Annotated in this window: 17 protein-coding genes; 13 read left to right on the top strand and 4 right to left on the bottom strand. The window is 61.5% G+C overall.

Going from position 1 to position 24,997, the window contains the following annotated elements; all coding sequences use genetic code 11:
- Positions 1-2,430 carry a DUF1631 family protein gene (locus RY831_RS09275; protein WP_326506053.1) on the top strand — a complete coding sequence of 810 codons (2,430 nt, stop codon included), beginning with the start codon at positions 1-3 and terminating at the stop codon, positions 2,428-2,430.
- 107 nt (positions 2,431-2,537) lie between these two features.
- Here RY831_RS09275 and ppnN read toward each other — a convergent pair whose 3' ends face one another.
- Positions 2,538-3,908 carry a nucleotide 5'-monophosphate nucleosidase PpnN gene (ppnN, locus tag RY831_RS09270; protein WP_326506052.1) on the bottom strand — a complete coding sequence of 457 codons (1,371 nt, stop codon included), beginning with the start codon at positions 3,906-3,908 and terminating at the stop codon, positions 2,538-2,540.
- A gap of 429 nt (positions 3,909-4,337) precedes the next feature.
- On the opposite strand from ppnN, the gene RY831_RS09265 reads away from it, so the two are divergent.
- Positions 4,338-7,004: a sensor domain-containing phosphodiesterase gene (locus RY831_RS09265; RefSeq protein WP_326506051.1), complete on the top strand. Its 2,667-nt coding sequence runs from the start codon at positions 4,338-4,340 to the stop codon at positions 7,002-7,004.
- 68 nt (positions 7,005-7,072) lie between these two features.
- Here RY831_RS09265 and RY831_RS09260 read toward each other — a convergent pair whose 3' ends face one another.
- Positions 7,073-7,891 carry a hypothetical protein gene (locus RY831_RS09260; protein WP_326506050.1) on the bottom strand — a complete coding sequence of 273 codons (819 nt, stop codon included), beginning with the start codon at positions 7,889-7,891 and terminating at the stop codon, positions 7,073-7,075.
- A 566-nt stretch (positions 7,892-8,457) separates the two neighbouring features.
- Here RY831_RS09260 and RY831_RS09255 point away from each other — a divergent pair.
- From RY831_RS09255 to RY831_RS09220, 8 genes are all read left to right on the top strand, one after another.
- The gene (locus tag RY831_RS09255; RefSeq protein WP_326506049.1) at positions 8,458-10,719 is read left to right on the top strand and encodes an alpha,alpha-trehalose-phosphate synthase (UDP-forming); all 2,262 of its coding nucleotides are present in this window, start codon (positions 8,458-8,460) and stop codon (positions 10,717-10,719) included.
- A gap of 2 nt (positions 10,720-10,721) precedes the next feature.
- Complete coding sequence (gene otsB, locus RY831_RS09250) at positions 10,722-11,552, top strand: trehalose-phosphatase (protein ID WP_326506048.1); 831 nt, start codon at positions 10,722-10,724, stop codon at positions 11,550-11,552.
- Positions 11,539-13,368 (top strand): glycoside hydrolase family 15 protein, encoded by a 1,830-nt coding sequence (locus tag RY831_RS09245; protein WP_326506047.1) that lies wholly within the window; start codon positions 11,539-11,541, stop codon positions 13,366-13,368. The genes otsB and RY831_RS09245 overlap by 14 nt, the downstream gene beginning before the upstream one ends.
- Positions 13,369-13,380: 12 nt before the next feature.
- Complete coding sequence (locus RY831_RS09240; RefSeq protein ID WP_326506046.1) at positions 13,381-14,364, top strand: ROK family protein; 984 nt, start codon at positions 13,381-13,383, stop codon at positions 14,362-14,364.
- 300 nt (positions 14,365-14,664) lie between these two features.
- Positions 14,665-15,537 (top strand): 2OG-Fe(II) oxygenase, encoded by an 873-nt coding sequence (locus tag RY831_RS09235; protein ID WP_326506045.1) that lies wholly within the window; start codon positions 14,665-14,667, stop codon positions 15,535-15,537.
- Between the two features lie 243 nt (positions 15,538-15,780).
- Positions 15,781-17,730, top strand: coding sequence for a CHASE2 domain-containing protein (locus tag RY831_RS09230; protein ID WP_326506044.1), 1,950 nt, complete (start codon positions 15,781-15,783; stop codon positions 17,728-17,730).
- On the top strand, positions 17,727-18,260 hold the full coding sequence (locus tag RY831_RS09225; protein WP_326506043.1) for an SH3 domain-containing protein: 534 nt from the start codon (positions 17,727-17,729) through the stop codon (positions 18,258-18,260). Before RY831_RS09230 ends, RY831_RS09225 begins: the two co-directional genes overlap by 4 nt.
- A gap of 1 nt (position 18,261) precedes the next feature.
- Positions 18,262-19,146: a M48 family metallopeptidase gene (locus tag RY831_RS09220; RefSeq protein WP_326506042.1), complete on the top strand. Its 885-nt coding sequence runs from the start codon at positions 18,262-18,264 to the stop codon at positions 19,144-19,146.
- Here the strand turns inward: RY831_RS09220 and RY831_RS09215 are convergent.
- The gene (locus RY831_RS09215) at positions 19,143-19,289 is read right to left on the bottom strand and encodes a hypothetical protein (RefSeq protein ID WP_326506041.1); all 147 of its coding nucleotides are present in this window, start codon (positions 19,287-19,289) and stop codon (positions 19,143-19,145) included. The two genes, RY831_RS09220 and RY831_RS09215, sit on opposite strands and share 4 nt — an antisense overlap.
- Positions 19,286-20,266 carry a 2-dehydropantoate 2-reductase gene (locus RY831_RS09210; RefSeq protein ID WP_326506040.1) on the bottom strand — a complete coding sequence of 327 codons (981 nt, stop codon included), beginning with the start codon at positions 20,264-20,266 and terminating at the stop codon, positions 19,286-19,288. The genes RY831_RS09215 and RY831_RS09210 overlap by 4 nt, the downstream gene beginning before the upstream one ends.
- A gap of 220 nt (positions 20,267-20,486) precedes the next feature.
- Here RY831_RS09210 and RY831_RS09205 point away from each other — a divergent pair, with 220 nt between their 5' ends.
- The 3 genes from RY831_RS09205 (at position 20,487) to RY831_RS09195 (ending at position 24,986) form a co-directional block, all read left to right on the top strand.
- Complete coding sequence (locus RY831_RS09205; RefSeq protein WP_326506039.1) at positions 20,487-21,422, top strand: serine hydrolase; 936 nt, start codon at positions 20,487-20,489, stop codon at positions 21,420-21,422.
- 420 nt (positions 21,423-21,842) lie between these two features.
- A complete protein-coding gene (locus RY831_RS09200; RefSeq protein WP_326506038.1) occupies positions 21,843-23,036 on the top strand; it encodes a serine hydrolase domain-containing protein in 1,194 nt (397 codons plus the stop codon).
- A gap of 261 nt (positions 23,037-23,297) precedes the next feature.
- On the top strand, positions 23,298-24,986 hold the full coding sequence (locus RY831_RS09195) for a methyl-accepting chemotaxis protein (RefSeq protein WP_326506037.1): 1,689 nt from the start codon (positions 23,298-23,300) through the stop codon (positions 24,984-24,986).
- The last annotated feature ends 11 nt before the right edge of the window (positions 24,987-24,997 follow it).

Here is a 24,997-nt window from a genome sequence, read left to right as displayed (position 1 = left end):
ATGGCTGAAACCGAATACAAGCGTCTCATTCTTGCCGCCCAAAGCCGGGCGGAAGACGGCTTCATGGCGCTGGTTCAGCATGCGCTGCACGGTGCCGAGCGGAACATCGGGGAGCGCCTGCTCCAATCCCGGGCCGGCACCGAACAGGCGGCATTGAAGGCGGTTCTCCAGTTCATCCGCCAGGACAGCAGCGCCTTCCTGCGCCGCATCGACGGCTTGTACAAGGCCGGCCTTGAACGCGCGATGCAAACCATGTTCATCGACCTGCGTCCCGGCTTGCGCAACATGGCTGCCGCCGAGCTGTCGCTGATCGATGATGAAGTCGTCAATTACCAGATCGAAGTCGGGCGCCTGGCGCAGCGCATGCGCGAAGCAACCGAGGAAAGCATTGGGCGCCTGAACGTGATCATCGCGCAGTTGCATGGCCAGGTCGAAGCTCGTGAGCGTGAAAACCCGTTCCGGCCCTACCTGCTGGCGCGCGCGCTGCACGACGCCGTGAAGACCAGCGCCGGTGATGAAACCAGGGTCAGGCTGCTGTTCGAACACCTGTCCGACGCAATGGTGGAAAATCTGCCGGCCTTTTACGCGTCGCTGCGATCCGTATTCGAAACCTCGGGCGTGCACGGCAAGTTCATTGCGCAGAGATCCCGGCACGTGCCCGGCCAGCGATATTTCGGCGCACCAATCGCCGATGGACGTGCTGCCGAGGAACTCCAGAACCGCCTGCTGCCTGGCTTGAAAAACATGTTCGATTCGTTTGCCGGCAGCCAGGCAAGGGAGTTCGGGCATTCGATCCCGGTACCCGGTGCAGCCGGCAATCCGAACGGCGAGATGCAGGCGCTGCCGGTCCAGGAATTCCTGCGCAGGATGCTGTCGCCGGCCCGGTCGTTCCTGGCGGCCGGAAACGACCGCGCGCAAGTCATCGCGACTGCGGCACCGGCCTTGAATCCTTTGCTGGTCCAGCTCGATGCACTCCAGCGGCAGGCGGCGAGCGGCAAGTTTCCGGACGGAGAGACGGCACAAGGCCGCAGCCAGCTCGCAGTGGTGCGCGAACGGCTTGACCTGCAAAAGGCATCGGTGCTCGAACGCATGATCGTTGACGTGCTTGCCTTGCTGTTCGAAATCATGGTGGAGGATCCGAAAATCCCGCCGAAAGTGAGGCAGCAGATCGCACGACTGCAGATTCCCGTCCTCAAGGCGGCAATCATCGAACCCGGACTACTGCACGACGAAGGCCATCCTGCGCGGCGGCTGCTCAACCGGATCGGCTCGGCGGCGACCAGCGCCGGTTCCGGCGATTCCATCGACTCCGTCGGCATCGACGCCCAGCGTCTGGAGGCGGAAGTCGAACGGCTGGCAAGCCGCATCCTGAACGAATTCAACAGCAGCACCGTCGTGTTCGAAGACAGCCTTGCCGCACTCGAGCGCTTCCTGCTGGAGTTCGTTCGCGAGGACGATCGCGCCACCGCGCAGGCGATCGAAGCGGTGGAAGCGGCGGAACGCTGCAGCATCCTGCTGTCGAATGCCAGGAACCTGCTGTGCGAGGTGCTGCCGCCGCTGAATGTGGACGAGCGCGTTTCGGACTTCATTCTCCGCGAATGGCCGCATGTCCTGGTTCGTGCAGCTCGCCAGGATGGCGAGGCGGGTGTGGCCGCAGGCGCTGCGGACAGCCTCGTCCAGCGCCATCGGGGCATGCTGCCCGAATTGATCTGGAGCATTCAGGACAAGCAGACGCCGGAAGACAGAAGCGCATTGATGCGCATGCTGCCCGGACTGGTCAAGGGCTTGCGGCAAGCCTTCTCCCTGATTCAGCTGCCCGAAGACGAGGGAGGGGAAATCCTGGATGTACTGGTGGAATTGCACACTCGCAACCTGCGCGGAACGGTGGCGCCAAGGCCAGCTCGGCGGACGCAGCCGCTGCCGCTGGACGAGCTGCGCCAGCGCTTTGCCCGAATCGCGGTCAGCTGGGAGCAGGCATCATGGACGCTGCCCGAACCGCCGCGGGTAAGCGACGCCGTCATCGAAGAGATGCTGGCGGAGCGCAGGATCAGGATGGAGCTGAGAACCGAACGCAGTGCCGGCGGCGGAAAGGAAGACCGTGATTTCCTCGCGCAGGCGTACATGGTCGGCACGCGCGTGCAGTTTGCCGGACCCGGGCGCGACACGGCGCAGCTGGTCTGGGTCAGTACGCATCGGTCGCTTTATCTGTTCAGGCAGGATGGTGCCCAGGGGGCGCTGATCCTTTACGGTTTCGCGGCGTTGCTGGAAGCCTTGCGGAAAGAAACCGTGCTGCCCGTCGAAACCGCCCCTGCATTTGAACGGGCAGTCGAATCCCTTCTGTTTGGAGCGGGCAGGATGACGCAGGCATCAATGCAGCCGCTGGACCATAACGCTGTCCACCCCGTTAGCCAGCCTTTCACCAGCCTCTAACTGGTTTCTGATCCGCCCTCCAATCCGGGCGCACGCCGGGTGCAATCCGGACAATCAGCCAGCAGACGTTGCGGCCGGTCTGCGCCGGCCTGGCTGATTCGGCCCGGTTACTTCACGATCCGATAGCAGGGATTGTATTGCTTGCCAGGCAATTTCATCCGGTGCTGCGCAACGAAGGATGCCAGCAGCGCATCCATCGGTTCCATGATGCTGCGGTCGCCGCGAATCTCGAACACACCGTGCTCCTCGATCGCGCGTATGCCCTGGTCCTTCACATTGCCGGCCACCACGCCTGAGAAGGCGCGCCTCAGGTTGGCCGCCAGCTGGTGGGTTTCCTGGTTCTTGTCCAGCCGCAGGTTGCGCATGTTTTCATGCGTGGGCCGGAACGGGCGCTGGAATTCCTGATCGATCTTCAGCAGCCAGTTGAAATAATAGGCATCGCTGCGCGACTTGCGGAACTCCCGTACTTCCTTGATGCCGGCCAGCATTTCCTGCGCCACCTGGGCCGGATCGTCGATGATGATCTTGTAGCGCTGCTGCGCCTGCGGCCCCAGGGTCAGGCCAATGAACTGGTCGATCTGGGTGAAGTATTCGCGCGCGCTTTCCGGACCGGTAAAGATCAGGGGGAAGGGCAGCGTGGCGTTGTCCGGGTGCAGCAGGATGCCCAGGATATACAGGATCTCTTCTGCGGTGCCGGCGCCGCCGGGGAAGACTACGATGCCGTGGCCGGTGCGCACGAAGGCTTCCAGCCGCTTTTCGATGTCCGGCATGATGACGAGATCATTGACGATCGGATTCGGCGATTCCGCCGCGATGATGCCGGGTTCGGTCAGGCCGAGGTAACGGCCATTGGCGATGCGCTGCTTGGAATGGGCAATGGCTGCGCCCTTCATCGGGCCTTTCATCGCGCCGGGACCGCAGCCGGTGCAGATGTCCAGCGCGCGCAGGCCGAGCTCGTAACCCACCTTCTTCGTATAGTCGTATTCCTCGCGCGATATCGAATGGCCGCCCCAGCAGACGACCAGGTTTGGATTGGTCATCGGCTTCAGCACGCCGGCATTGCGCAGTATGTGGAAGACCGCGTCGGTCACGGCTTCGGACGAGGAAAGATCGACATTCGGGTTGTCCATGATCTCGTCATTGACGAAGACCACATCGCGCAGCACCGCGAACAGGTGTTCATGGATGCCCTTGATCATCTTGCCGTCGACGAAGGCATTGGCCGGCGCGCTCTTGATGTCGAGCTTGATCCCGCGTTCGCGCTGGATGATGCTGATCTCGAAGGACTTGTAGCGTTCGAGCAGTTCCTTGCCGTCGTCCAGCGGGCTGCCGCAGTTAAGTACCGCCAGCGAACAGTTGCGGAACATGGAGTACAGGCCGCCCTGGCTGGTATCGAGCAGCCTGGCGACCTCGGCCTTGGACAGGATCTCAAGGCGGCCTTCCGGGGAAATCTGGGTATCGACGACGTAGTTTTGCATAGATGGAGGTTCTCTTCTCTTGTATTGACCGCGGGGCGGTCCGTCTAGCTTACACGCATGCGGCGTAACTTGAGTATACCGGCGGATAGTCATGCCGTGACGCATGATGTCAACAGATAGCAGATGGGTTGACGAGACGCAATAATCATGGGGCGTTGCAAATGCCTGCTGCAGTGCCGCTGGTGAGTCTGCGTAGCGCCTGCTGCGTGCCGTCGGGCATCCTGTTGTACCGGGAGTACCTCGCCGTGCACTACCGCTTGATCTGAACGGACTCCCGGCAAAACTAACCGGGTCGGCCGGGCGAACTGGTGTATGGTTAAGTAGAGTAGAGTGCTGCGCTTGGGCTCACTGTGTACCGTCCGGTGGCGATGAGCGCTATCCAATGCTTGGTACTGAGTCGTACGAGCCCATGAACATACATCAACCGGTATGAAGGACGTGCATACGCCAGATCCAACATTCGACAGGAATGGGCTCTTCAAGTCCGGGCCCGAGGCGGCGTTCGATGAAATTACGACCCTTGCCGCCATCCTGTGCGCCACCCCGATGGCGGTGATTTCATTGCTCGACGAACAGCGCCAGTGGTTCAAATCGCGCGTGGGCGTCGCCGTCGAAGGCACGCCGCGCGACATCGCTTTCTGCGGCCTGACCGTTGAACGGATGGCATTGACGATAATCAGCGATGCCGGGCTGCATCCGCGCTTCGCCGGCAATCCCCTTGTCACAGGTCCGCCCTACATCCGCTTCTATGCCGGCGCACCGCTCGTGATGAGCGACGGAACGGCAATCGGCTCCCTGGCCGTACTTGACACCGTACCCCGCACCCTCTGTGCCGAACAGCAGCAGGCTCTCGAGGTTCTCAGCAGGCAGGTGGTTGCCCAGATCGAGTTGCGCAGCCATGTGCAACGTCTGGCCGACGTGCTGCGCGACCTGAGTCATTCCGAGGAACTGCTGCGGCTTTCGCACCGCGAGCTTGAGCTTAGGGTGTCGGAGCGAACGTCGGAACTCATCGAACTCAACGCCAGGCTGGCCAGCGAGATCGACCGGCATAGCAGCGAAGCCCGCAGTTCCCAGGCAATCATCGACAGTCTCCCCGGCATCTTCTATCTTTATGACCGCATGGGCCGTTTCCTGCGCTGGAACCGGAATTTCGAAATGATCACCGGCTACACGGCGGAAGAAATTCGGCAACTGCAGCCGCTCGATTTTTTCGCGACCGAGCAGGAGAAGGAGCTTGTCGACCAGCGTATCGGCCGCGCCTTCACGCACGGCAGCGCCAGCGTCGAAGCCGATCTGCTGACCAAGGGCGGAAAGCGCATTCCGTATCTGTTCACCGGGATACGGATCGAATTCAATGGACAGCAGTGCATCTCCGGCATGGGTGTCGATATCACCGAACGGCGTTCGGCCGAGGAAAGCCTGCGGCTGCGGAACCGGGCGATACAGGCCAGCGTCAATGCCATCATCATCACTGATCTGGAAGGCAACATCGAGTACGCCAATCCCGCCTTCGAACGCATGACCGGCTATTCGATCAGGGAGACCCTCGGCCGGAACTGCCGCTTCCTTCAAGCGGGCGACCGCAACCAGGCAGGCATTGCGGCGATACGCCAAGCGATTGCCGACCGGGAGGAAAGCTCGGCATTGCTGCGCAATTACCGCAAGGACGGGGAAATGTTCTGGAACGACGTGCACATTGCCCCGGTACGCGACCAGCATGACGAAGTGACTCATTTCGTCGGCGTGCTCAATGACATCAGCGCCATCAAGCATTACGAATACGAGCTGGAGCGGCATGCCAATGTCGATGCGCTCACGGCCCTGGCCAACCGCAACGTGCTCAAGGATCGCATACGGCAAAGCATCGCTACCGCCGAGCGGCACCGGGAGTGGGTCGCGGTCGGATTCATGGATCTCGACAACTTCAAGTTCATCAACGATAGCCTCGGACATACCGTTGGCGATGAACTGCTCAAGCAGGTCGCCAAACGTCTGCAGGCATGCCTGCGCGAGCAGGACACGGTGGCGCGATACGGGGGAGACGAGTTCGCCTTCGTGATTTCCGGCGAAAAGGATGAGAAGACCGCGGTCACGCTCATGAGCCGCATCCTGCGTACCGTCGAACTGCCATTCCTGGTCGAAGGACACAAGCTCTTCGTCAGCTGCAGCATCGGGCTCAGCTTTTTCCCCAAGGATGGCGGCGACGTCGACACACTGCTCAAGAATGCCGATGCCGCCATGTTCCGGGCGAAGGAAAAGGGGCGCAACAACTTCCAGTTCTATACGCCGGCAATGAACCAGCGCGTGACCGAACGGCTGACGCTGGAGTCGCGCCTGCGGCAGGCTCTGCTGAGAAACGAATTCGTGCTGCATTACCAGCCAAAGGTGGATCTGAAAAGCGGCCGCATCGTCGGCCTGGAAGCCTTGCTGCGTTGGCGGCCTTCGAACGGAGAAATGGTGCCGCCGTCGACGTTCATCCCGCTCGCGGAAGAAACCGGGCTGATCGTGCCCATCGGCGAATGGGTGCTGTACACCGCTTGCGCGCACAACAGGCTAATGCTGCAGGCGGGCGTGCAGTCGCTGCAGGTCGCCGTCAACATTTCAGCCCGGCAGTTCAATACCGAAACGCTCGTGCACATGGTGAAAGATGCTCTCGACTCGACGGGTCTCGATTCGAGCCTGCTCGAACTGGAATTGACGGAAAGTCTGGTGATGCAAAATCCGGAAGAGGCAATCGGGCTCCTGGCGCAGTTGAAAGACATGGGACTTCGCCTTGCGATCGACGACTTCGGCACCGGCTATTCCAGTCTCAGTCATCTTCAGCGTTTTCCTGTCGACCGGCTTAAGATCGACCAGTCTTTCGTGCGGGATATCGGCGCCGATCCAAATGATGCCATCATCGCCCGTGCCGTCATTTCCCTTGGACATAGCCTTGGCATGAGCGTCATTGCCGAAGGCGTATCCAATTATGAGCAGCTCGCTTTTCTGAGGGAAAACGGCTGTGACGAGATGCAGGGCTTTCTGTTCAGCATGCCATTGCCGGTTGATGAACTGATTTCCCTACTGAGGAGCAATCCTACTCTTGCGATGCATTAATACCGATTTCGTACGCAAGCGTACATAAGGCGAGACTTTGTTTCTTCTGCTTGCAATCGCAATGATCTTTATGCGCAAACCAGAGAACCGATGACAAGTTGACAGTCTAATTGCTTACCTTCTGCACTTTGCTGAAGCATTTCATCCGAAGCATTCCATTCACTGATATTGTAAGGAGGCAGCATGAAGAAGCAGTCCATCGCACTGATCATTTCCCTGTTGAGCGCCGCCGGCATCGCCGTTGCCCAGACCGGATCATCTTCCGGGACATCGTCAAGCCCAAGCTCGGGAATGAGCAGCGGCTCAAGCGGTACCAGCGGCGCATCGGGTTCAAGCGGCATGAGTTCAGGCGGCACTTCGGGTTCGTCCGGTTCCAGCGGCATGGGTACTTCGGGTTCCAGCGGAACATCCGGTTCCTCGGGTTCCAGCGGCATGAGCTCCGGTTCGGGCAGCAGCTCCGATACCAGCGGCTCCGGCTCCAGCGGCTCTTCGGGATCGGGCAGCAGCATGGGAAGCAGCGGCTCGGGTTCTTCGGGCAGTTCCGGAAGCAGTGGTTCCAGCGGCATGAGCTCCGGCAGCAGCGGCACCTCGGGATCGGGAAGCAGCATGGGTTCGGGCAGCACCGGCTCGTCTGGCTCAAGCGGCATGAGTTCCGGCAGCGGATCGTCGGGTTCTAGCGGCATGAGCTCCGGCACCGGCACTTCGGGTTCCTCCGGCAGTTCCAGCACTTCTCCGAGCAGCAGCGGTTCCTCCGGCAGCTCGATGACTACTCCGAGCAGCAGCGGTTCCTCCGGCAGCTCCAGCACTTCCCCGAGCAGCAGCGGCTCCTCCGGCAGCTCCAGCACTTCCCCGAGCAGCAGCGGCACATCAGGCAGCGGAAGCTCCACTTCCCGCTGAAGTCGAACCGGGTTGCATCTAGGCGGTCGTGACTGCCTTGCCTCTCGCAGCCTGCGCATGATGTTCCGGCCGCTTCCGTGCGGCCGGATTTTTTTTATGGAGCGGAAACGCGGACGCTTCCTGAGCGCAGTCCAAGGCGAAACAGTTCCAGCACAACAATGGCACGTTAGAGCCAATGAATGGATGAATGTTTTCCCGTGTTCATCATTCGCAACCGGAGCGGCAACGCCGCATTCGGTCCTCCATAGGTTCTGCTTTCCGACCTGCGTCCCCCACAAAGGCTGCTTTTTGACGCAGACTTAGCGCCAGCGCAAACCCTGGAACTATTGCAGCGCAGGGTGATCTCTCGGGAAGACGGTAGACAAATATCCGCGATCGTGCAGGGGTCAGGCCTCGCGCCCGCACGCGCAGGTCCGCCGTATCCGCTGCATCGATTTTGTCCCGGAGGGTTGTCGGCATCCGGCGGCACCGCGCGGAATATAACAATAGAGCGCCGCCAAGTACGCCTCGGGATGCGGTTGTCACGCTATCGATGCGGACGTTTTTGGAAGGGATTATGCCCACAAGATTATTCCGCCTCTCACTTCGTTTCGTATTGCCGCTTGCGCTGGTACTCGGGTTGTTTGCCTATGCGGTAGTACCCCTCGTCGACAACCTGACCGTGCGCTGGTCTGTCAGAGACCTGGATACCAAGTCGCAATCCCTGGCCAATGCCTTGCAGGAGCCAATGCGGGAATATGTACCCGAGAAGGCCGAGAGGCGGATCAATCAGCTCTTCGAAAGGGCGCTGCGCGACCAGCGCCTTTATGCCATCGCCTTCTGCGATCCGGCCGGCGCCATCCTGTACAAGACTTCCACCTATCCGCAAACGCTTGGGTGCCGCCTGGGCCTGGATGGAGCGTCGGGCAAGGATGCCATGGTCAACTTTCCGCAAGGACCGCTCCACGTGTCGGACAGCCGTCTCGAGTCGGAGGGCCAGAACCTGGGCAAGCTCATTCTCGTGCACGACATGAGCTTCATCGAAAGGCGCAGCGCCGACACCAGAAAATACGGCATCCTGCTGTTCGCATTGCTGGCACTGGTGATTTCATTGATTACCGTGTTTGTTGCCCATCTCAGCTGGCGCGACTGGATCGCTTCGGTCAAGAAAGTATTGCGTAGCAAAGACGAGGCCGGCGGCAAGGCGCCGCGTTCGACAACGCCTCCTGAAATCCGCCCGCTGGAAGGCGACCTGAGGGCGCTGCTGCATGAACTAAACGTGGAACGCCAGACGCGCGACGATGCCACGCATTTATGGACGCCGGAAAAGCTGCGCACGCTGCTGCACGAGGAACTGTCCGGCGATGAAGTCCTGGTGGTATCGAACCGCGAACCCTATCTGCATACCCGTACGCGCAACGGCATCGAGGTGCAGCGTCCCGCAAGCGGCTTGATCACGGCGGTCGAGCCGGTGATGCGTGCCTGTTCCGGCACCTGGATCGCGCATGGAAGCGGGTCCGCCGACAAGGAAAGCGTCGATCGCAACGACCGGGTGGCGGTTCCGCCGTCCAATCCGAGCTACACCTTGCGCCGGGTCTGGCTGACCAAGGAAGAGGAGCAGGGCTACTATTACGGCTTCGCCAATGAAGGCCTGTGGCCGTTGTGCCATATCGCGCACGTGCGCCCGGTGTTTCGCTCGACCGACTGGGAGCAGTACGAGGCGGTCAACCAGCGCTTTGCCGATGCCGTCGTCAGGGAAGCACGCACCGACGACCCGGTGGTGCTGGTTCAGGACTACCATTTCGCTTTGCTTCCACGCATGGTTCGTGAACAGCTGCCGAAGGCAACCATCATCACCTTCTGGCACATACCCTGGCCGAATTCCGAATCCTTCGGCATCTGCCCGTGGCGGGAGGAATTGCTCGACGGCCTGCTGGGCAGTACGATCCTCGGCTTCCATACCCCGTTCCACTGCAAGAATTTCCTCGAAACGGTTGACCGCTACCTGGAAACCCGCATCGAGCACGAGTCCGGCACGATATCCTTCGGCGGCAAGCTGACCCAAGTCGAGCAATATCCGATCTCGATCGCCTGGCCGGACGGGGATGCCAACATGCCGACCGTCGCGGAATGCCGATCGAGCGTGCGCGCCGAGCATGGCATGTCACATGATCATCTGCTCGCCGTCGGCGTGGACAGGCTCGATTACACCAAGGGGATCATCGAGCGCTTTCAAGCCGTGGAGCGGATGCTGGAGCTGCATCCGAACCTCATAGGCCGCTTCAGCATGATCCAGATTGCCGCACCGACGCGCTCGTCGCTCGACGAATACCAGAATTTCGAGGCGCGCGTGAGGGCATTGGTCCAGCGCATCAACAACCGGTTCGGCAACGGCAATTACCTGCCCATCATTCTCAAGGCCGAGCATCACGGCAGCGACCAGGTAACGCGCTATTACCGAGCCGCCGAGGTCTGCATGGTCACCAGCCTTCACGACGGCATGAACCTGGTGGCCAAGGAATTCATCGCATCCCGCTATGACGATCGCGGCGTGCTGGTGCTGAGCCAGTTCACCGGCGCGGCACGCGAACTGCCCGAAGCGCTTGTCGTCAATCCATACCACATCGAGCAGAGCGCCGACGCGCTGTACCGTGCGGTAACCATGCCGGAAATCGAGCAGTGCGAGCGCATGCGCAGCATGCGTTCCCTGGTGAAGGATTTCAACATCTACCGCTGGGCCGGGCGCATGCTGCTGGATGCGGCGCGCGTGCGGCAGCGCGAGCGGGTCGTCACCAAGATCCGTTCGCATAGCCGGAAATCATTGCGGCGCGTGGTGTAAAGATGAAGCTACTGTTCTCCAATGCAGGCGCGGAGCGCCTTGACCAGAGCGTGTCCGGCCGCATGCTGTGCGCCTTCGATTTCGACGGTACCCTTGCGCCCATCGTGGCCGTCCCGGACGAGGCGCGCCTGCCGGACAATATCCGCATGCTCCTGGAACAGATCGCGCAGCATGCGCCGATCGCCATCATCACCGGACGCTCGGTGGACGATATCAGCCGCCGGCTCGGATTCCAGCCGGATTACGTTGTCGGCAACCATGGGCTGGAAGGGGTGCCGGGCTGGGAAGACCTGGCCGCCGAGCATGAGCATGCCTGCGCCGGCTGGCGCAGGCAGCTCGACCAGGCGGCGCGCGGAACGGACTGGGATCCGGGCATACAACTGGAAGACAAGCGTTTTTCGCTTTCCGTGCACTATCGGCAGGCTGAAGACGTCGCCCGCTGCACCCGGGCTCTGGAATCCGTGTTTGCGAAGCTGGAGCCGCAACCGAGGGTGGTCGGCGGCAAGTACGTCTACAACCTGCTGATGCAGGACCGTTGTCACAAGGGAAGCGCGCTCTCCAGGCTGATGGAGCTGTCCGGGGCGAAGAGCGCGCTCTACGTCGGCGACGACGTCACCGATGAAGACGTGTTCCGCATGAGGCGGCCGGACATTCTGTCGATCCGCATCGAGCCGTCGGCCGACAGCGCGGCGGATTATTTCCTGCCGCATCCGCGCGATATCCTGCGCCTGCTGGAAGAACTGATCGCGCGCTTGCAGGCTGCCAGGGCAAGCAACTGGCTGCGTGAAAAGGGCGATCGCAATGACGGCGGGAATGACAATGGGCGGAGCTAGTTCGCGCGCCGACGTCATGCCTTCGCGCGAACGGACGCTCGATCTCGGATTGATCGGCAATTCGCGCACCAGCGCCCTGATCGACCGGCAGGCATCGATCGTCTGGTGGTGCTATCCCAACTTCGACAGCGATCCGATCTGCTGCACCCTGCTGAAACCGGAAGCGAACGAAGCCGCCTACGGCGAGATCGGCATTGCGTTCGACGGAGAAGTGCAGATCGAGCAGGAATACCAGCGCAACTCCGCCATCCTGCTGACCCGCATGCAGGACACCGGGGGCAATGCGATCGAGATCATCGATTTCGCGCCGCGCTTCTACTTGCACGGCCGCATGTTCGCTCCCACCATGCTGGTCAGGATCATACGCCGCAAGCTTGGCCGGCCCCGCATCGCGCTCAAGGTGAATCCGGCAATCGATTACGGCAACTCGCCTGCGGTCACCCGCTGCGGCGCGCATCATATTTCCTATGTCGGCGTCGACCAGGCGATGCGCCTGACCACTGACGCCTCGCTGTCTTCCGTGCTCGACGGCCGCCATTTCTTTCTGCACGACAGTGTCACCCTGCTGATGGGGCCGGATGAAACCGTCGACGGCGCGCCGCACGATGTCGGGCGCGCCTTTTATGAAAAAACGGTGACGTACTGGCATCGATGGGTGCGCAATCTCTCCATTCCCTTCGAATGGCAGCAGATAGTGATACGCGCCGCCATCACGCTCAAGCTCAATGCCTTCGACGATACCGGTGCCATCGTCGCCGCCGTCACCACCTCCATTCCGGAGGCGCCTCACAGCGGCCGCAACTGGGATTACCGGTTCTGCTGGCTGCGCGATGCCTATTTCGTCGTCAATGCGCTCAACAGCCTCGATGCGACAGGCACGATGGAGCATTACCTGGAATACATTCTCAACATCATCGCCGACACGCGCGAGGCGCCGCTGCAACCGGTCTACGGGATCCGACGCGAGCAGGTGCTCGATGAATACATTGCTCCGGGACTGGCCGGATTCCGCGGCATGGGTCCGGTGAGAGTGGGCAATCTCGCCTACCGGCAGCGGCAAAACGATGTGTTCGGCGAAGCGATTTTGGCAAGCACGCAAGCCTTCTTCGATACCCGCCTGGAGCGGCCCGCGGGAAAGGACATGTTCGGCGATCTTGAACGCCTCGGCGAGCAGGCGATCCGCTGCTATAACGAACCGGATGCCGGGCTGTGGGAATTGCGCGGCTCGATGCGGGTGCATACCTTTTCCAGCATCATGTGCTGGGCGGCCTGCCATCGGCTCGCGGTAATCGCCGAACACCTCGGGCTGCCCGACCGCGCGAGCTACTGGTCGGCCCATGCGCAGACCATTAATGCGGAAATTTGCGCGCGCGCATGGAACGAGGAGCTGGGGTGTTTCGTTTCCACGTTCGGCGGCCGGCACCTGGATGCCAGTCTGCTGCTGATGGCGGAATTCCAGTTCCTGCAGCCCGATGACCCTCGCTTCGTCGGCACCGTGGAAGCCATCGAAAAACGCCTGCGCCGCGGCGACTTCCTGCTTCGCTACGACGAGGAAGATGACTTCGGCATGCCGGAAGTCGCATTCCTGGTCTGTACTTTCTGGTGGATACTGGCGCTGGCCAGGATGGGACAGAAGGACAGGGCGCGCGCATTGTTTGAAAACGTGCTGAGCAAATGCAATCATCTTGGCCTGCTGGCGGAAGATGTCGAGCCGGTCAGCGGAGAGCTATGGGGCAATTTTCCGCAGACCTACAGCATGGTCGGATTGATACAGTGTGCATCGCGGCTCAGCATTTCCTGGGACAAGGCCTACTGAAAGGAAAACGCCATGCAATCCGACTTCCTTGCCGCGCTCGACATCGGCGGTACGAAAATGGCCGTCACCGTGGCGAACCGGGAACGCATCCTCTCCCGCGTAACGGCGCCCACGCCCAAGAGCGGGACCCCGCGCGCACTCCCTGAACAAGGCATCGCGATGATCGGGCAAGCTTGTGCCGAAGCCGGCATTGCAGCGGAAGAGATACAGACCGTCGGCGTTGCATCCTGCGGCCCCTTCGTGCATAGCGAAGGCATGCTGTGTCTCTCCGCGCCCAATATCTGCGGCGGCAGGAGCGGCGCGTCGGACCTGCCCAATGACTGGACTCTGATTCCGATTGAAAAGGTACTGTGCGAACGCTTCGCCACCGTCGCCATCGAAAACGATTGTGTCGCAGCGCTGGCCGGCGAGCGCATGTTCGGCGCGGTCCAGGGCGAGGCGAACTGCGCCTATGTCACCTGGAGCACAGGCGTCGGATTTGGCTTGTGCGTCGATGGCAGGCTGCTTCGCGGCAAACAGGGAAACGCAGGACATGCGGGTCATATGCTGATGGCCGAACGCGAGGACGCGGTATGCGGCTGCGGCAACCGGGGCGACCTGGAAGGCTTGATATCCGGCCGCAACATCGCCAATCGCCTGCAGGTGCCCGCGGCGGAACTGTTCGACGCCGCTCAGGCCGGCGAAACCCGGGCGCAGGCTGCCGTGCTGGAGGCGGCGAGCTTCTTCGGACGCGGCCTGTACAACCTCGCCGCGATCCTCGATATGAAGACGTTCGTCATCGGCGGCAGCGTATGGCAGCACCATGGCGATTGGCTGAAACCCCACGTCGAGGCGGAGATCGTTTCCCGCATGCCGGCGCTGACCGAAGGCGTGACGATCGTGAATGCCGGCCTGGGAAGCCACGTCGCTGACGTGGGTGCCTTTTCACTGGTGCTGCCGGAGGATTGGGCGTCATCCTGGCGGCTCCGCAAGCCATGGGAGACAATACCCGACTGATGCTGCGCTGCCGGCGGACCCGCGACTGGATGATCGGTCCCAATGTACATCCATCCGTCATTTCCGGTCTTCACGGTAAATCGTGTGTGTTGACTATAGGAATAGTCTGACGCGAGGTAGTGCCTTTGCCAATGCTTTTTTCATCTGAAGTCTGATAGGCAATTTTCCGCTTTAACTGGAGAATATGTACCGTAACGGAACCTTTCTCGATGACTTGCGACAAAGAAACATGTGTGGCGTAGAAATTTTGTGCCCACAACTTCTTTGACCAGAACCATCAAGACCAGTACGGGAATCAGCATGATGATGAATACGCCACACACGACGCTTTCGGTACTTGCAAGCCTCCCTCCTGATTGGCAGACCTGGGTCAAGGAAAATGTCGCCCGTGGCTGTGAGCCGGGGGGGATGGTGGCGATCATGGTCCGCGATGGCCATTTTTCCTCCCAGCTTGCCCAGCTTGCCGTTGCGGAAGCATCGGGACAGCAGCCAGGAGCCGTCGCCATGCCCGCGATGCGGCCTCATCCGCGGATCGAGATGAATTCCAATGTGATTCAGGCGGCGGACCGTCCGGTCAATGTGCTGCTCCGCATGCGGGCACCGGAAATTATCCTCTTTGGCAATGTACTCAGCGATGAAGAGTGCGACGCCCTGATTGCTTACACACAGCAGCGGCTGGAGCGCTCCGGCGTGGTAGGTGACGGCGACGGCGCAACGCAGATCCATACCCACCGCACCAGCCGCGGAGCGATGCTGCAGCGTGGCGAGACCGAGCTGGTGAGCCGCATCGAAAACCGCCTTGCGGCGCTGGTTCACTGGCCGGTGGAAAACGGCGAAGGCCTGCAGGTGCTCAGTTATGAGAAGAGCAATGAATACCGGCCGCATTTCGACTGGTTCGATCCGAACGTCGCCGGGCCGCGCAAGCACCTGGAGCGCGGGGGCCAGCGGGTGGCTACCATCATCACGTATCTGAGCGATGTGGAAGAGGGGGGCGGCACATCGTTTCCGAAGATCGGACTCCAGGTTCAGCCGAAAAAGGGTTGCGCCGTCTATTTCGCCAATACCAATGCGGCGGGCGAGGTCGATCACAATACGCTGCACGCAGGAGAGCCAGTTGAGCGCGGTATTAAATATGTGGCAACGAAATGGCTACGCGAGAGTGAATATAAATAAATCTCTGGCCTCATACCATTCCCGAGCGATTCATGACCTGATCGGTTGACGATCCGGCAATCCGCTCTAAACGCCCCGGTGCAGTATTGCGCCGGGGCGTTTGCATTCAAGGGCAGGAGCACTCGGCGTACGGATGTGGCGGCAAAGACTTGTCCACCAACAGGCTTGCAACCCCGGTCGGCTTGCAGCTAATATTGCTTATTATCAACATAAGCAAGTGCGCGTCACAGGAGGTGCCGCCGTATGCACCGTATCCTGTCACGGCTGTCGAGGGTGTCATTTGCAGGACGGCGAGCGCCGCAAACGTCGGCGGCGCGGGTTTCCATTGCACTGAGTGCCGTATTCCTGCTGGCCCTGGCCTTCGAACTGTTCAGCCTGCGCCTGCTTGCCACGGTCGAGGCCAGGCTCGGCGACGCCTACATGCGCCGCCACGCGGCCGCTTTTACCGCCGACCCGTCGATTCTCATCGTCGATATCGATGACGCCAGCATGCAGGTCATGCAGGAATACGCGGGTCTCTGGGCCTGGCCGCGTGAAATCCATGCGGACCTGATCGATGCGCTTTCCGAATTCGCGCCGCGCGCCATCATTTTCGATATCGCATTTGCCGAGCAAGACCTGCAACGACCGAAAAGCGATGCCCGCCTGTCTTCCAGCGTCGCCCGCAATCCGCATGTTTATTTGTCCGCCGTGCGGCTGTCCGCGGAGCAGGACGCAAAAGGAACGCCGGTGTCCGAGTTTCTGCCGTCCTTTATTCCGGACTCCAGCGCAGTGGCGGGAGCGAAACATCAAGCAAGCAGCAGGGCCGCAATCCAGCTTCCGCTTGCCATCGACCGTGCCGCATGGCGGCTGGGGTTGATCAACAGTGCGGAAGATGCCGATGGCGTATTGCGCCGTTACCAGCTTTATTCGGAGGTGGCCGGCAACAGGCTGCCGTCGCTGCCGGGACGGGTCGCCGCATCGCTTGCGGCGGCCGTGCCCGCCGGCGGCGATTTCCTGCTGCGCTGGCCTCGGCAGGGTCATCAGCGCCTGCCGTACGGAGAGCTGTACCGGCTTCTCACGGAGCGGCGCCCGCTCTTGGGCCCGGACGAAATGCATGCGCTGGACCGGCTATTCCGCGACAAGGTTATTGTCGTCGGTTCATCGGCGGCGGGTTCCTTCGATCACCATCTTACGCCGCTCGGTTCCGGGCATCCCGGCGTCGACGTGCTGGCGGTCGCCCTGGACAACCTGCTCACCGGACGGAGCGTGCGTACCGCGGGCCCAGTCGCCCCGTTCCTTTTTGGCGCAGTTCTGCTGGTTGCGCTTGCGGCTGCGTTCATGCGCGGCGCGCATCCGCTCGGAACGGGGCTCGCGCTGCTGGCTGCCACCGGCGCGGCGCTCGGGACCGCGGATCATTTCCTTGGCCGGAACGTCCTGCTGCCCTTGGCGACCCCGCTCCTGTTTGCATGGGCATGGTTTGCCTGCTCCGCAATTGCCGGCTACCTGCGCGAAAGGCGCGGCCGGCAACAAACGGTGGCGCTGTTCCGCCGCTTCCTTAATCCGGACGTCGTCCGGCAAATCGTGGAGCAGGGGGAAACCGTTGAAAGCCTGTCTGGCCGCACGCGCGAAATCACGGTCCTGTTTTCGGATATCCGCGGTTTCACCACCTTGTCGGAAAATCGCTCCCCGCAGGAAGTAGTATCGCTTCTGAACCGTTACTTCGAACGGCAGGTGGATGTCGTATTCCGTCACGGCGGTACGCTGGACAAGTTCATCGGCGATTGCATCATGGCCTTCTGGGGAGCGCCGGTCGAAGACGGACGGCATGCGGCGCGCGCCGTAGCGGCTGCGCTGGAAATGGAACAGGTGCTGCTGGAGTTCCGGCAGATGCTGCTCGATGAGGGCTCCGCCGTCGGCGATTTCGATGTCGGGATCGGCGTCCACACCGGCCCTGCGGTGGTGGGGTTCATCGGCGCGCGCAAGAAACTCGAATACACCGCCATTGGCGATACGGTCAACCTCGCCAGCCGCGTGGAAGGAATGACCAAGGGCGTGGCGCGGATACTTGTTACCAAAGAGACGATGCAGGCCGCTGCCGCGGGTGCCGCTTCGACTGCGGGCGCGGCTTGCGGATTCGAAGCGCGCGGTGCCTTCGAGGTCAAGGGCCGGGCCGCAGGCGTGGAGTTATACGAACCAAGGAGAACCACATGACAAGAGCCGCGCAATTTGCGCTTCTGTTCCTGCTGGCGGCCGGCGCCGCGCAGGCGCAACCGGCATTGACTAACAAGGCCACGGACTTGCAGGCGCAGGCCCAATCCGATTCGGCGGTGGTCGCCGGCCTGCCGGAAAATACCCGGGTCGAGGTGCTCGCCCGCAAGGGTGCCTGGAGCCAGGTCCGGACTGCGGCTGGCCAGAACGGCTGGGTGCGGATGCTCAACCTTAAACCGGAGGGTACCGGCACCGCTCAGCAAGGAAGCAGTCCGCTCGGTGCCATCAACAATCTGCTGTCGGCAGGCCGCAGCACGAATGCGGCGACGGTCACCACCGGAGTGCGGGGCCTGTCGGAGGAGGATTTGCAGCGTGCACAAGCCGATTTCACGGAACTGGAGAAGGTGCAGCGCCTGCGCGCCGATCGCGCCGCCGCGCATGATTTTGCGCGGCGCAGCAAATTGACGCCAACCAATGTCGATGAGCTGAACGACCCGGCGCGTTCCGTCGGACAAAATCAAGTGGGAGGCTGAATTGAAAACAATCTACCAGACCGTGGCCGCGCTGCTGTTGGCCGGCGCAAGCTGCGGCGCGTCGGCGCAGTTGCCGTTCTCGCTGCCGGGACTCGACAAGCTGAGCAACAAGCTTGGCAACATCAACCTCGGTAACGCGGTAGGCAACCTGACCAAGGCGGCGCGCGAAACCGACGAGGCCGAGGAAGTCCGGATCGGCCAGGAATTTGCCGCGACGCTGCTGGGCGCCAAGCCTCTCGTGGCCGATCCTGCGCTGCAGCGCTATGTCAATGTCCTCGGCCGCTGGCTGGTGCTGCAGACCGACAGGCCCGACCTGCCATGGACTTTCGGTGTGCTGGACGATTCCGGTTTCAATGCGTTCGCCGCGCCGGGCGGTTTCGTCTTCGTCACCAGGGGCTTGGTCGCGCGCATGCGCAGCGAGGCGGAGCTTGCCGGCGTGCTGGCGCACGAGATTGGGCACGTGCTGAAAAAGCATCATCTTCGTGCGGTGCAGAAAAACGCCGGCATGGCGCTGCTGGGCGATTTCCTGGGCGCCGCCGGCAAAGGCTCCGGCAGTCCGCATCCGGAGGCGCGCAGTGCGTTGATGAATGTCGGCCGCAAGCTCTATACCAGCGGACTCGACAAGGAAGATGAATTCGAGGCGGACCGCCTCGGCGTGGTGATCGCGGCCCGCGCCGGCTATGATGCCTACGGCTTGCCGGCGGTACTGCAGGCGCTGCAAGCGCAGAATCCGGCCGACGGCGAATTTTCCCTGCTGTTCAGGACGCATCCCGCGCCTTCGGCACGTATCGCCATGCTCGAAGCACTCATGCGCGATCGTTTCGACGGCCTGCCCGGAAAGGACGGCCCGCCGCCGGCCATGAGACTGACAGAATTCAGGGACTAGAGCGGTTTCGCCCTGTCCTGCTTGCCGCTCCTGTGCGCATTGTCCCTGGTGCGGCGTTGCGGCTTCTTGCCATGGCTCGCCATGTCGCGTCGCCGCGCCTTGTCCCAGAAACAATCCGCCTCGGCCTCGACTAAGCCAGTCAAGGCGAAACCGCTCCAGGCGAACCGGCCTCGGATTCCAGCTTGCGCTCGACCATCTTCATCAGTGCATACAGGCTTTCCAGCACCGGGATGGCGACGCCTTCGCGGCGGCCGGCGCGTACCGCGTTGCCCAGGATGACTTCGGTTTCCATCGGGCGCCGGTTTTCGTAATCGAGCGCCATGCTGGTCTTGTAAGGCGGCGCCTTGCGCGTGCCCTCGACCAGTTGTCCCGCCAGTTGCTCCGGCAGGGGATGGCCGGCAGCCGCAGCAACCGCTGCGACTTCCTGCATCGCGCTCCGGACGAGCGCTTCTCCTTCGGCGCCGCCCAGGATGTGCCCGGTATCGAGGGCATTGCCGAGTACCGAGATCGGATTGAACACGCCATTCCACATGCACTTGTGCCAGCGGGCGGTGGAAACCTTCTCCGTAAGCGTGCAGCGAATGCCGCCAGCCTCGAGCAGGGCAGCGAAGCGGCGCGCGCGTTCGCTGACGCCGGACGGATAGTTGCCGAAGGTGAGGTCGCCATAGGCGTAATGCGCTACCTTTCCGGGCGCAGTGCGTGCCACCTGCACGAAAGCCAGCGCGCTGATCAATTCATGGCCGGGGAAGGCTTCCGCGATTTCCGCCTCGATTTCCACGCCATTCTCGATCAGGACGATCACGGTATCGGGTCCCAGCGCCGGCCGGATCAGCGCGGCACGGTCCGTTCCTTCCACCACCTTGACGCTGACGACCAGGTAGTCGGGCGCGCCGCCCCGGTAGTCAGATGCGCTGCGCAGCGTCTGCGCCGGATGGAACACGCGATCGCCCAGCTTGCGGCTGGTGATCGAGAAGCCGCTGTTGCTGACGATGTCGTACTCCGAGCGGCACACCACCGAAACGTCCGCGCCGGCGGCATCCAGGAGCGAGCCATAAAAGCTGCCGATTGCGCCGGCACCAAGTATCAGCACGCGCGCCTTGCTATCAGGAATTGTGTTCATGGTAGTGAGAAATAGAGGAAGTAAGTGGAATCGAGATAGGGAAGCTGCCGGAAATTGTAACGGCAAGGGCGTCTTGGCGTCGGGCGCTACTTGAAATCCCTTCAAGACGCGTTCGCAACAATTGAAAAAATTTGTGTAAATCAATGCCTGAAGGAAAGCTTTACGCTGCATTAACACGCTATGATTGATGCCGCTGGACAACTTTCACTTTTGGCTTCCCATGTTCAAAAAAACCCTGATGTCGCTGCTTTTGAGTACTGCAGCGACCGCATTTGCCGTCCCGTTGAGCTCCCAGCACGCACTGGTATTTGAAGAAGACTCCGGCACGGTCCTGCTCGAAAAGAATGCGCATGACGTGGTGCCTATCGCGTCGCTGACCAAAGTGATGACGGCCATGGTTGTGCTTGACGCCCGGCTCGACATGGATGAACCGATCGCCATCGACGAGAGCGATGTCGATACGCTCAAGTTCAGTTCATCGCGGGTGCCGGTCGGCTCCGTACTGACGCGAAAGGCCTTGCTTGAACTGGCTTTGATGTCGTCGGACAATCGTGCCGCTGCCGCGCTGGGACGCACCTATCCCGGCGGCCACGCCGGTTTCCAGAGAGCGGTCAGGGAAAAGCTGGTTTCGCTGGGCATGCACCATTCAGCGATCGAGGAGCCTACCGGCCTTTCGCCGCACAACCGTTCCACGGCTGCCGATCTGGTAAAAATGGTTGCCGCCGCTTCGGCTTATCCGGAAATTGCGCGAATGTCGACGGAAACGGGCGACATGGTGGACATGAATGGCCATCTGGCGCGGTTTCGCAATACCAACCGCCTGGTGGGCAAGGATGGCTGGGACATCATGCTTTCCAAGACAGGCTTTACCCGCGAGGCGGGGCGTTGCCTGGTGATGCGTTTCCAGGCCGCGGGCAAGCGGGTCATCATGGTGCTGCTCAATGCGAATGAAAGCGCGGCGCGCATGCTGGACGCGGAAAATGTCCAGCGCCTGCTGACCGGCGAACCGATGCTGGCAGCCCGTTCACCGGCGCCGCACCGCAACGTGCGCGCCAAGTCAAGGCAAGGCCGCGACGGAATCATGCTGGTCAAGACCAAGAGCAGCGCCGGTTCCAAGGCGGCGAAGCCGAGCAGGCGGAAGCGCGGCTCGATGTGATCCGCCGAGGCGGCATCCGGCGGAAAAACAAGAAATCAAGAAATCAAGAAATGGACCTTCAGGGTCCATTTTTTTTGTGCCATTGATTGGCCGAGGCCAGGCGGTGCCTGCGCATGCGCCGCAACAAGGCGTCCGCCTGGCGATGCAACAGGAAAAGTCGAACGCGGTGCAATAGATTCATGACATGTCCAATCAGGGAAAGGCTGCAGTGGCTTGCGTTTATCCATGAGTGACAGACGGCAATGGCGCGGTTCCTAACGACAACTTGGCTGATCCGGCAGCAATTCAGGCATTCACCTAGAATAAACACGAGCGTTCGCATTTCTGCGGCTGGCAGCACTCGCAGCACTAACAGTATTCGCAGTATCTAAGGCATCACGGCCACTGGCCGACAACATAGGAAAAAAGGGAGACAACACGATGAATGAGCGCATCCAGGGCCAAGGCGGATTCTCAGACCACGGACTCGAAAGGCTGACGCGGTGCATCCAGACCGATATCGACAAGGGGATGATCCCCGGCGCATCGATGCTGATTGCGCACCGCGGCAAGATCGTTCATGAATCCGCACTGGGCATGCAGGATCCGTCCACCGCCGTGCCCATGTCGAAAGACACGATCTTCCGTATCTACTCGATGACAAAACCCATCGTGTCGGTCGCCATAATGATGCTGGTCGAGCAGGGACGCCTACTGCTGAGCGATCCGGTTTCGAAGTTCCTGCCGGAGCTGGGCAACCTCAAGGTGGGTGTGGAGCGCACCGTGAATGGAAAACAGGTCCTGGAGCTCGAACCGGCATTGCAGCCGATCACGGTTCAGGACCTGCTACGCCACACCTCGGGCTTCACTTACGGAATATTCGGCGATTCGCTGGTCAAGGCGGAGTACCGACAGGCCGGTATCGCGCATCCGCGCATGAGCAGCGACGAATTTGTAAAGGCGATGGGGCAGGTGCCCCTGATGTATCAGCCCGGCACCGTTTGGGAGTACAGCCACTCCACCGATGTGCTCGGCGTTTTGCTGGAGCGCGTCTCCGGCCTGACGCTGGATGAATGTCTCGCACGCTGCGTACTCGATCCGCTGGACATGCGCGACACCGGTTTCTGGGTCGAGGAGAGCCAGCATCACCGTATCGCCGAGGGCTTTAACGTCGATCCCGTGACCGGCGCAGAGGTCCGCATGAACCAGCCCCGCCGGCGCCCGAACCTTCTCGGCGGCGGCGGCGGCCTGATGTCTACCATGCGTGACTACCTGCAGTTCGCGCAGATGCTGGCCAACGGCGGTGAACTCGGCGGCACGCGGCTGCTCTCCCGCAAGACGCTGGAATGGATGACGAGCGATCACCTCGCCGGCATGCCGCAGGCGCGCAACGGTCTGAGCTATCTCCCCGGACCGGGTTATGGCTTCGGGCTGGGATTCGCGGTGCGCACCGAGCCGGGGGCGGCTTTCATTCCCGGTTCTGTCGGTGATTTCACCTGGAGCGGCCTTGCCGGCACCTATTTCTGGATCGATCCACGGGAGGATCTGGTGGGAATATTCCTGATGCAGGCACCTGAGCAGCGCAATCACTATCGCCAGCTGTTCCGCAACCTCGTCTATGCCGCGCTCGATTGAGCGTGATGAATGAACGTAATCAGGTCAACAGGTCGGACACCGGCCTGTGTCGCTAAACAGCATTCGAAACCGGCTTCCGGCACATTGACCTGAATCAAAGTTGTTGTTGCCCAATAGCAATTGAGCCTGTGTTCCGCTACACTGTGCCGGCTGGGGCGTTTTGACTTCGCCCGGAGCGAGGCTGCAGCACATCAGACAGACCGGGCAACAAGTCCGGCATGCGCCTCCCGGCTCCGGGCATGAGGAACTGGAGACACAAGAATGAACATTCGTACCGTAAGAATCGGTACGCGGCTGGGCATGGGGTTCGGGATTATTCTCGCCTTGCTGGTTTGCGTACTTGCTGTTGACATCGTCATCAGTGCCAATGTGCGGCAGACACAGAACGAAGGCATGAAGCGCGCGACCGCCAAAGCCTTGCACGCCAATGCGATGCGCGGCGCGATACTGGAAGGCGGCATCGCCTCCCGCAATGTCGGCCTCCAATACACCACGCCCGACATCGAACGCGAAGCCGCCAAGGCCAGCGAGCAGCGCAAGCGCTTCAAGGAAGCCCAGGGCAAGCTGGTGGCGCTCGGATTGAGCGCCGAAGAGAAGGCGCTGGTCGACAGCATCGTCGACATCGACAAGCAGACCGAAGCGCCGTTCCAGGAATCGATCCAGAAGGTCAAGGAGTATGCCAACGAGGCGGCCGGCAAGCTGATCTCCACCCGCATCGACCCGTTGAACCAGAAAACCATTGCCGAGATCGACAAGCTGGTCGCCATCCAGCAAAAGGCGGTTGACCGGCTGATTGCCGAAAGCGAAGCCTCAGGCAGCCGCATGACGACCATCCTCGGCCTGACCGCGCTCTTTACGGTCATCATCGGCGCCATCCTGTCGATTTTCACTACGCGCAGCATTACCCGTCCCTTGCGCGATGCAGTGGAAGTTGCGCAGCGTGTGGCTGGCGGCAAGCTGGGAGCGAACATCGAGGTCAAGGGAAAGGATGAAACCAGCGAACTGCTGCGGGCCCTGAAAGACATGGATACCAGCCTATCGAGCATCGTCAGCCAGGTGCGCGCGGGTACCGAAGCGATCGGCGCCGCCTCAAACGAGATCGCCAGCGGCAATGCCGACCTCTCGACCCGCACGGAGTCGCAGGCCAGCGCATTGGAGGAAACCGCTTCCTCAATGGAAGAGCTGACCTCCACCGTCAAGCACAACGCCGAGAACGCGCAGCAGGCGAACCAGCTCGTTCATTCCGCCTCGGAATCGGCGATGAAGGGCGGTGAAGTAGTCAACCAGGTGGTCGATACCATGGGATCGATCAAGGAAAGTTCGCGCAAGATCGTCGACATCATCGGCGTGATCGACAGCATCGCCTTCCAGACCAACATCCTCGCGCTCAATGCGGCGGTCGAAGCCGCCCGTGCCGGCGAGCAGGGTCGCGGTTTCGCGGTCGTTGCTTCGGAGGTCCGCACGCTCGCGCAGCGCTCGGCGCAGGCGGCAAAGGAAATCAAGGACCTGATCAGCGACTCGGTCAGGAAAGTCGAGGATGGCAATGCGTTGGTCAACGATGCCGGGCGGCAGATGACGGAGATCGTCTCCGCCGTCAAGCACGTAGCCGACATCATGAGCGAAATCACCGCGGCCAGCCGCGAGCAGAGCGAAGGCATCGAAGAGGTCAATCGCGCGATAGCCAGCATGGATGAAATGACCCAGCACAACGCCGCATTGGTCGAAGAGGCTTCCGCCGCGGCATCGTCGATGCAGCAGCGTGCCGCCAGCCTGGGGCAGACCGTCGCGGCGTTCGACCTCAGCGGCGCAGGCGGCTTGCCGCAAGTCTCCAGTACGGCGATGCCTGGAAGTGCGCTCGCCGGCGGCGGCACAACCGCCCGCGTTGCGCTTCCCGAACATAACAGGCAAGCCAATAGCCCAGAAAAGAAGCCGCTGTCGCTGCCGGGCTGAACCGGCGCGGC

This window comes from Noviherbaspirillum album (assembly GCF_035916955.1).
In the GTDB taxonomy this organism is placed as follows: domain Bacteria; phylum Pseudomonadota; class Gammaproteobacteria; order Burkholderiales; family Burkholderiaceae_D; genus Noviherbaspirillum; species Noviherbaspirillum album.
Note: the sequence above shows the minus strand (reverse complement) of the source record. Positions and strands in the feature narration are given on the sequence as shown.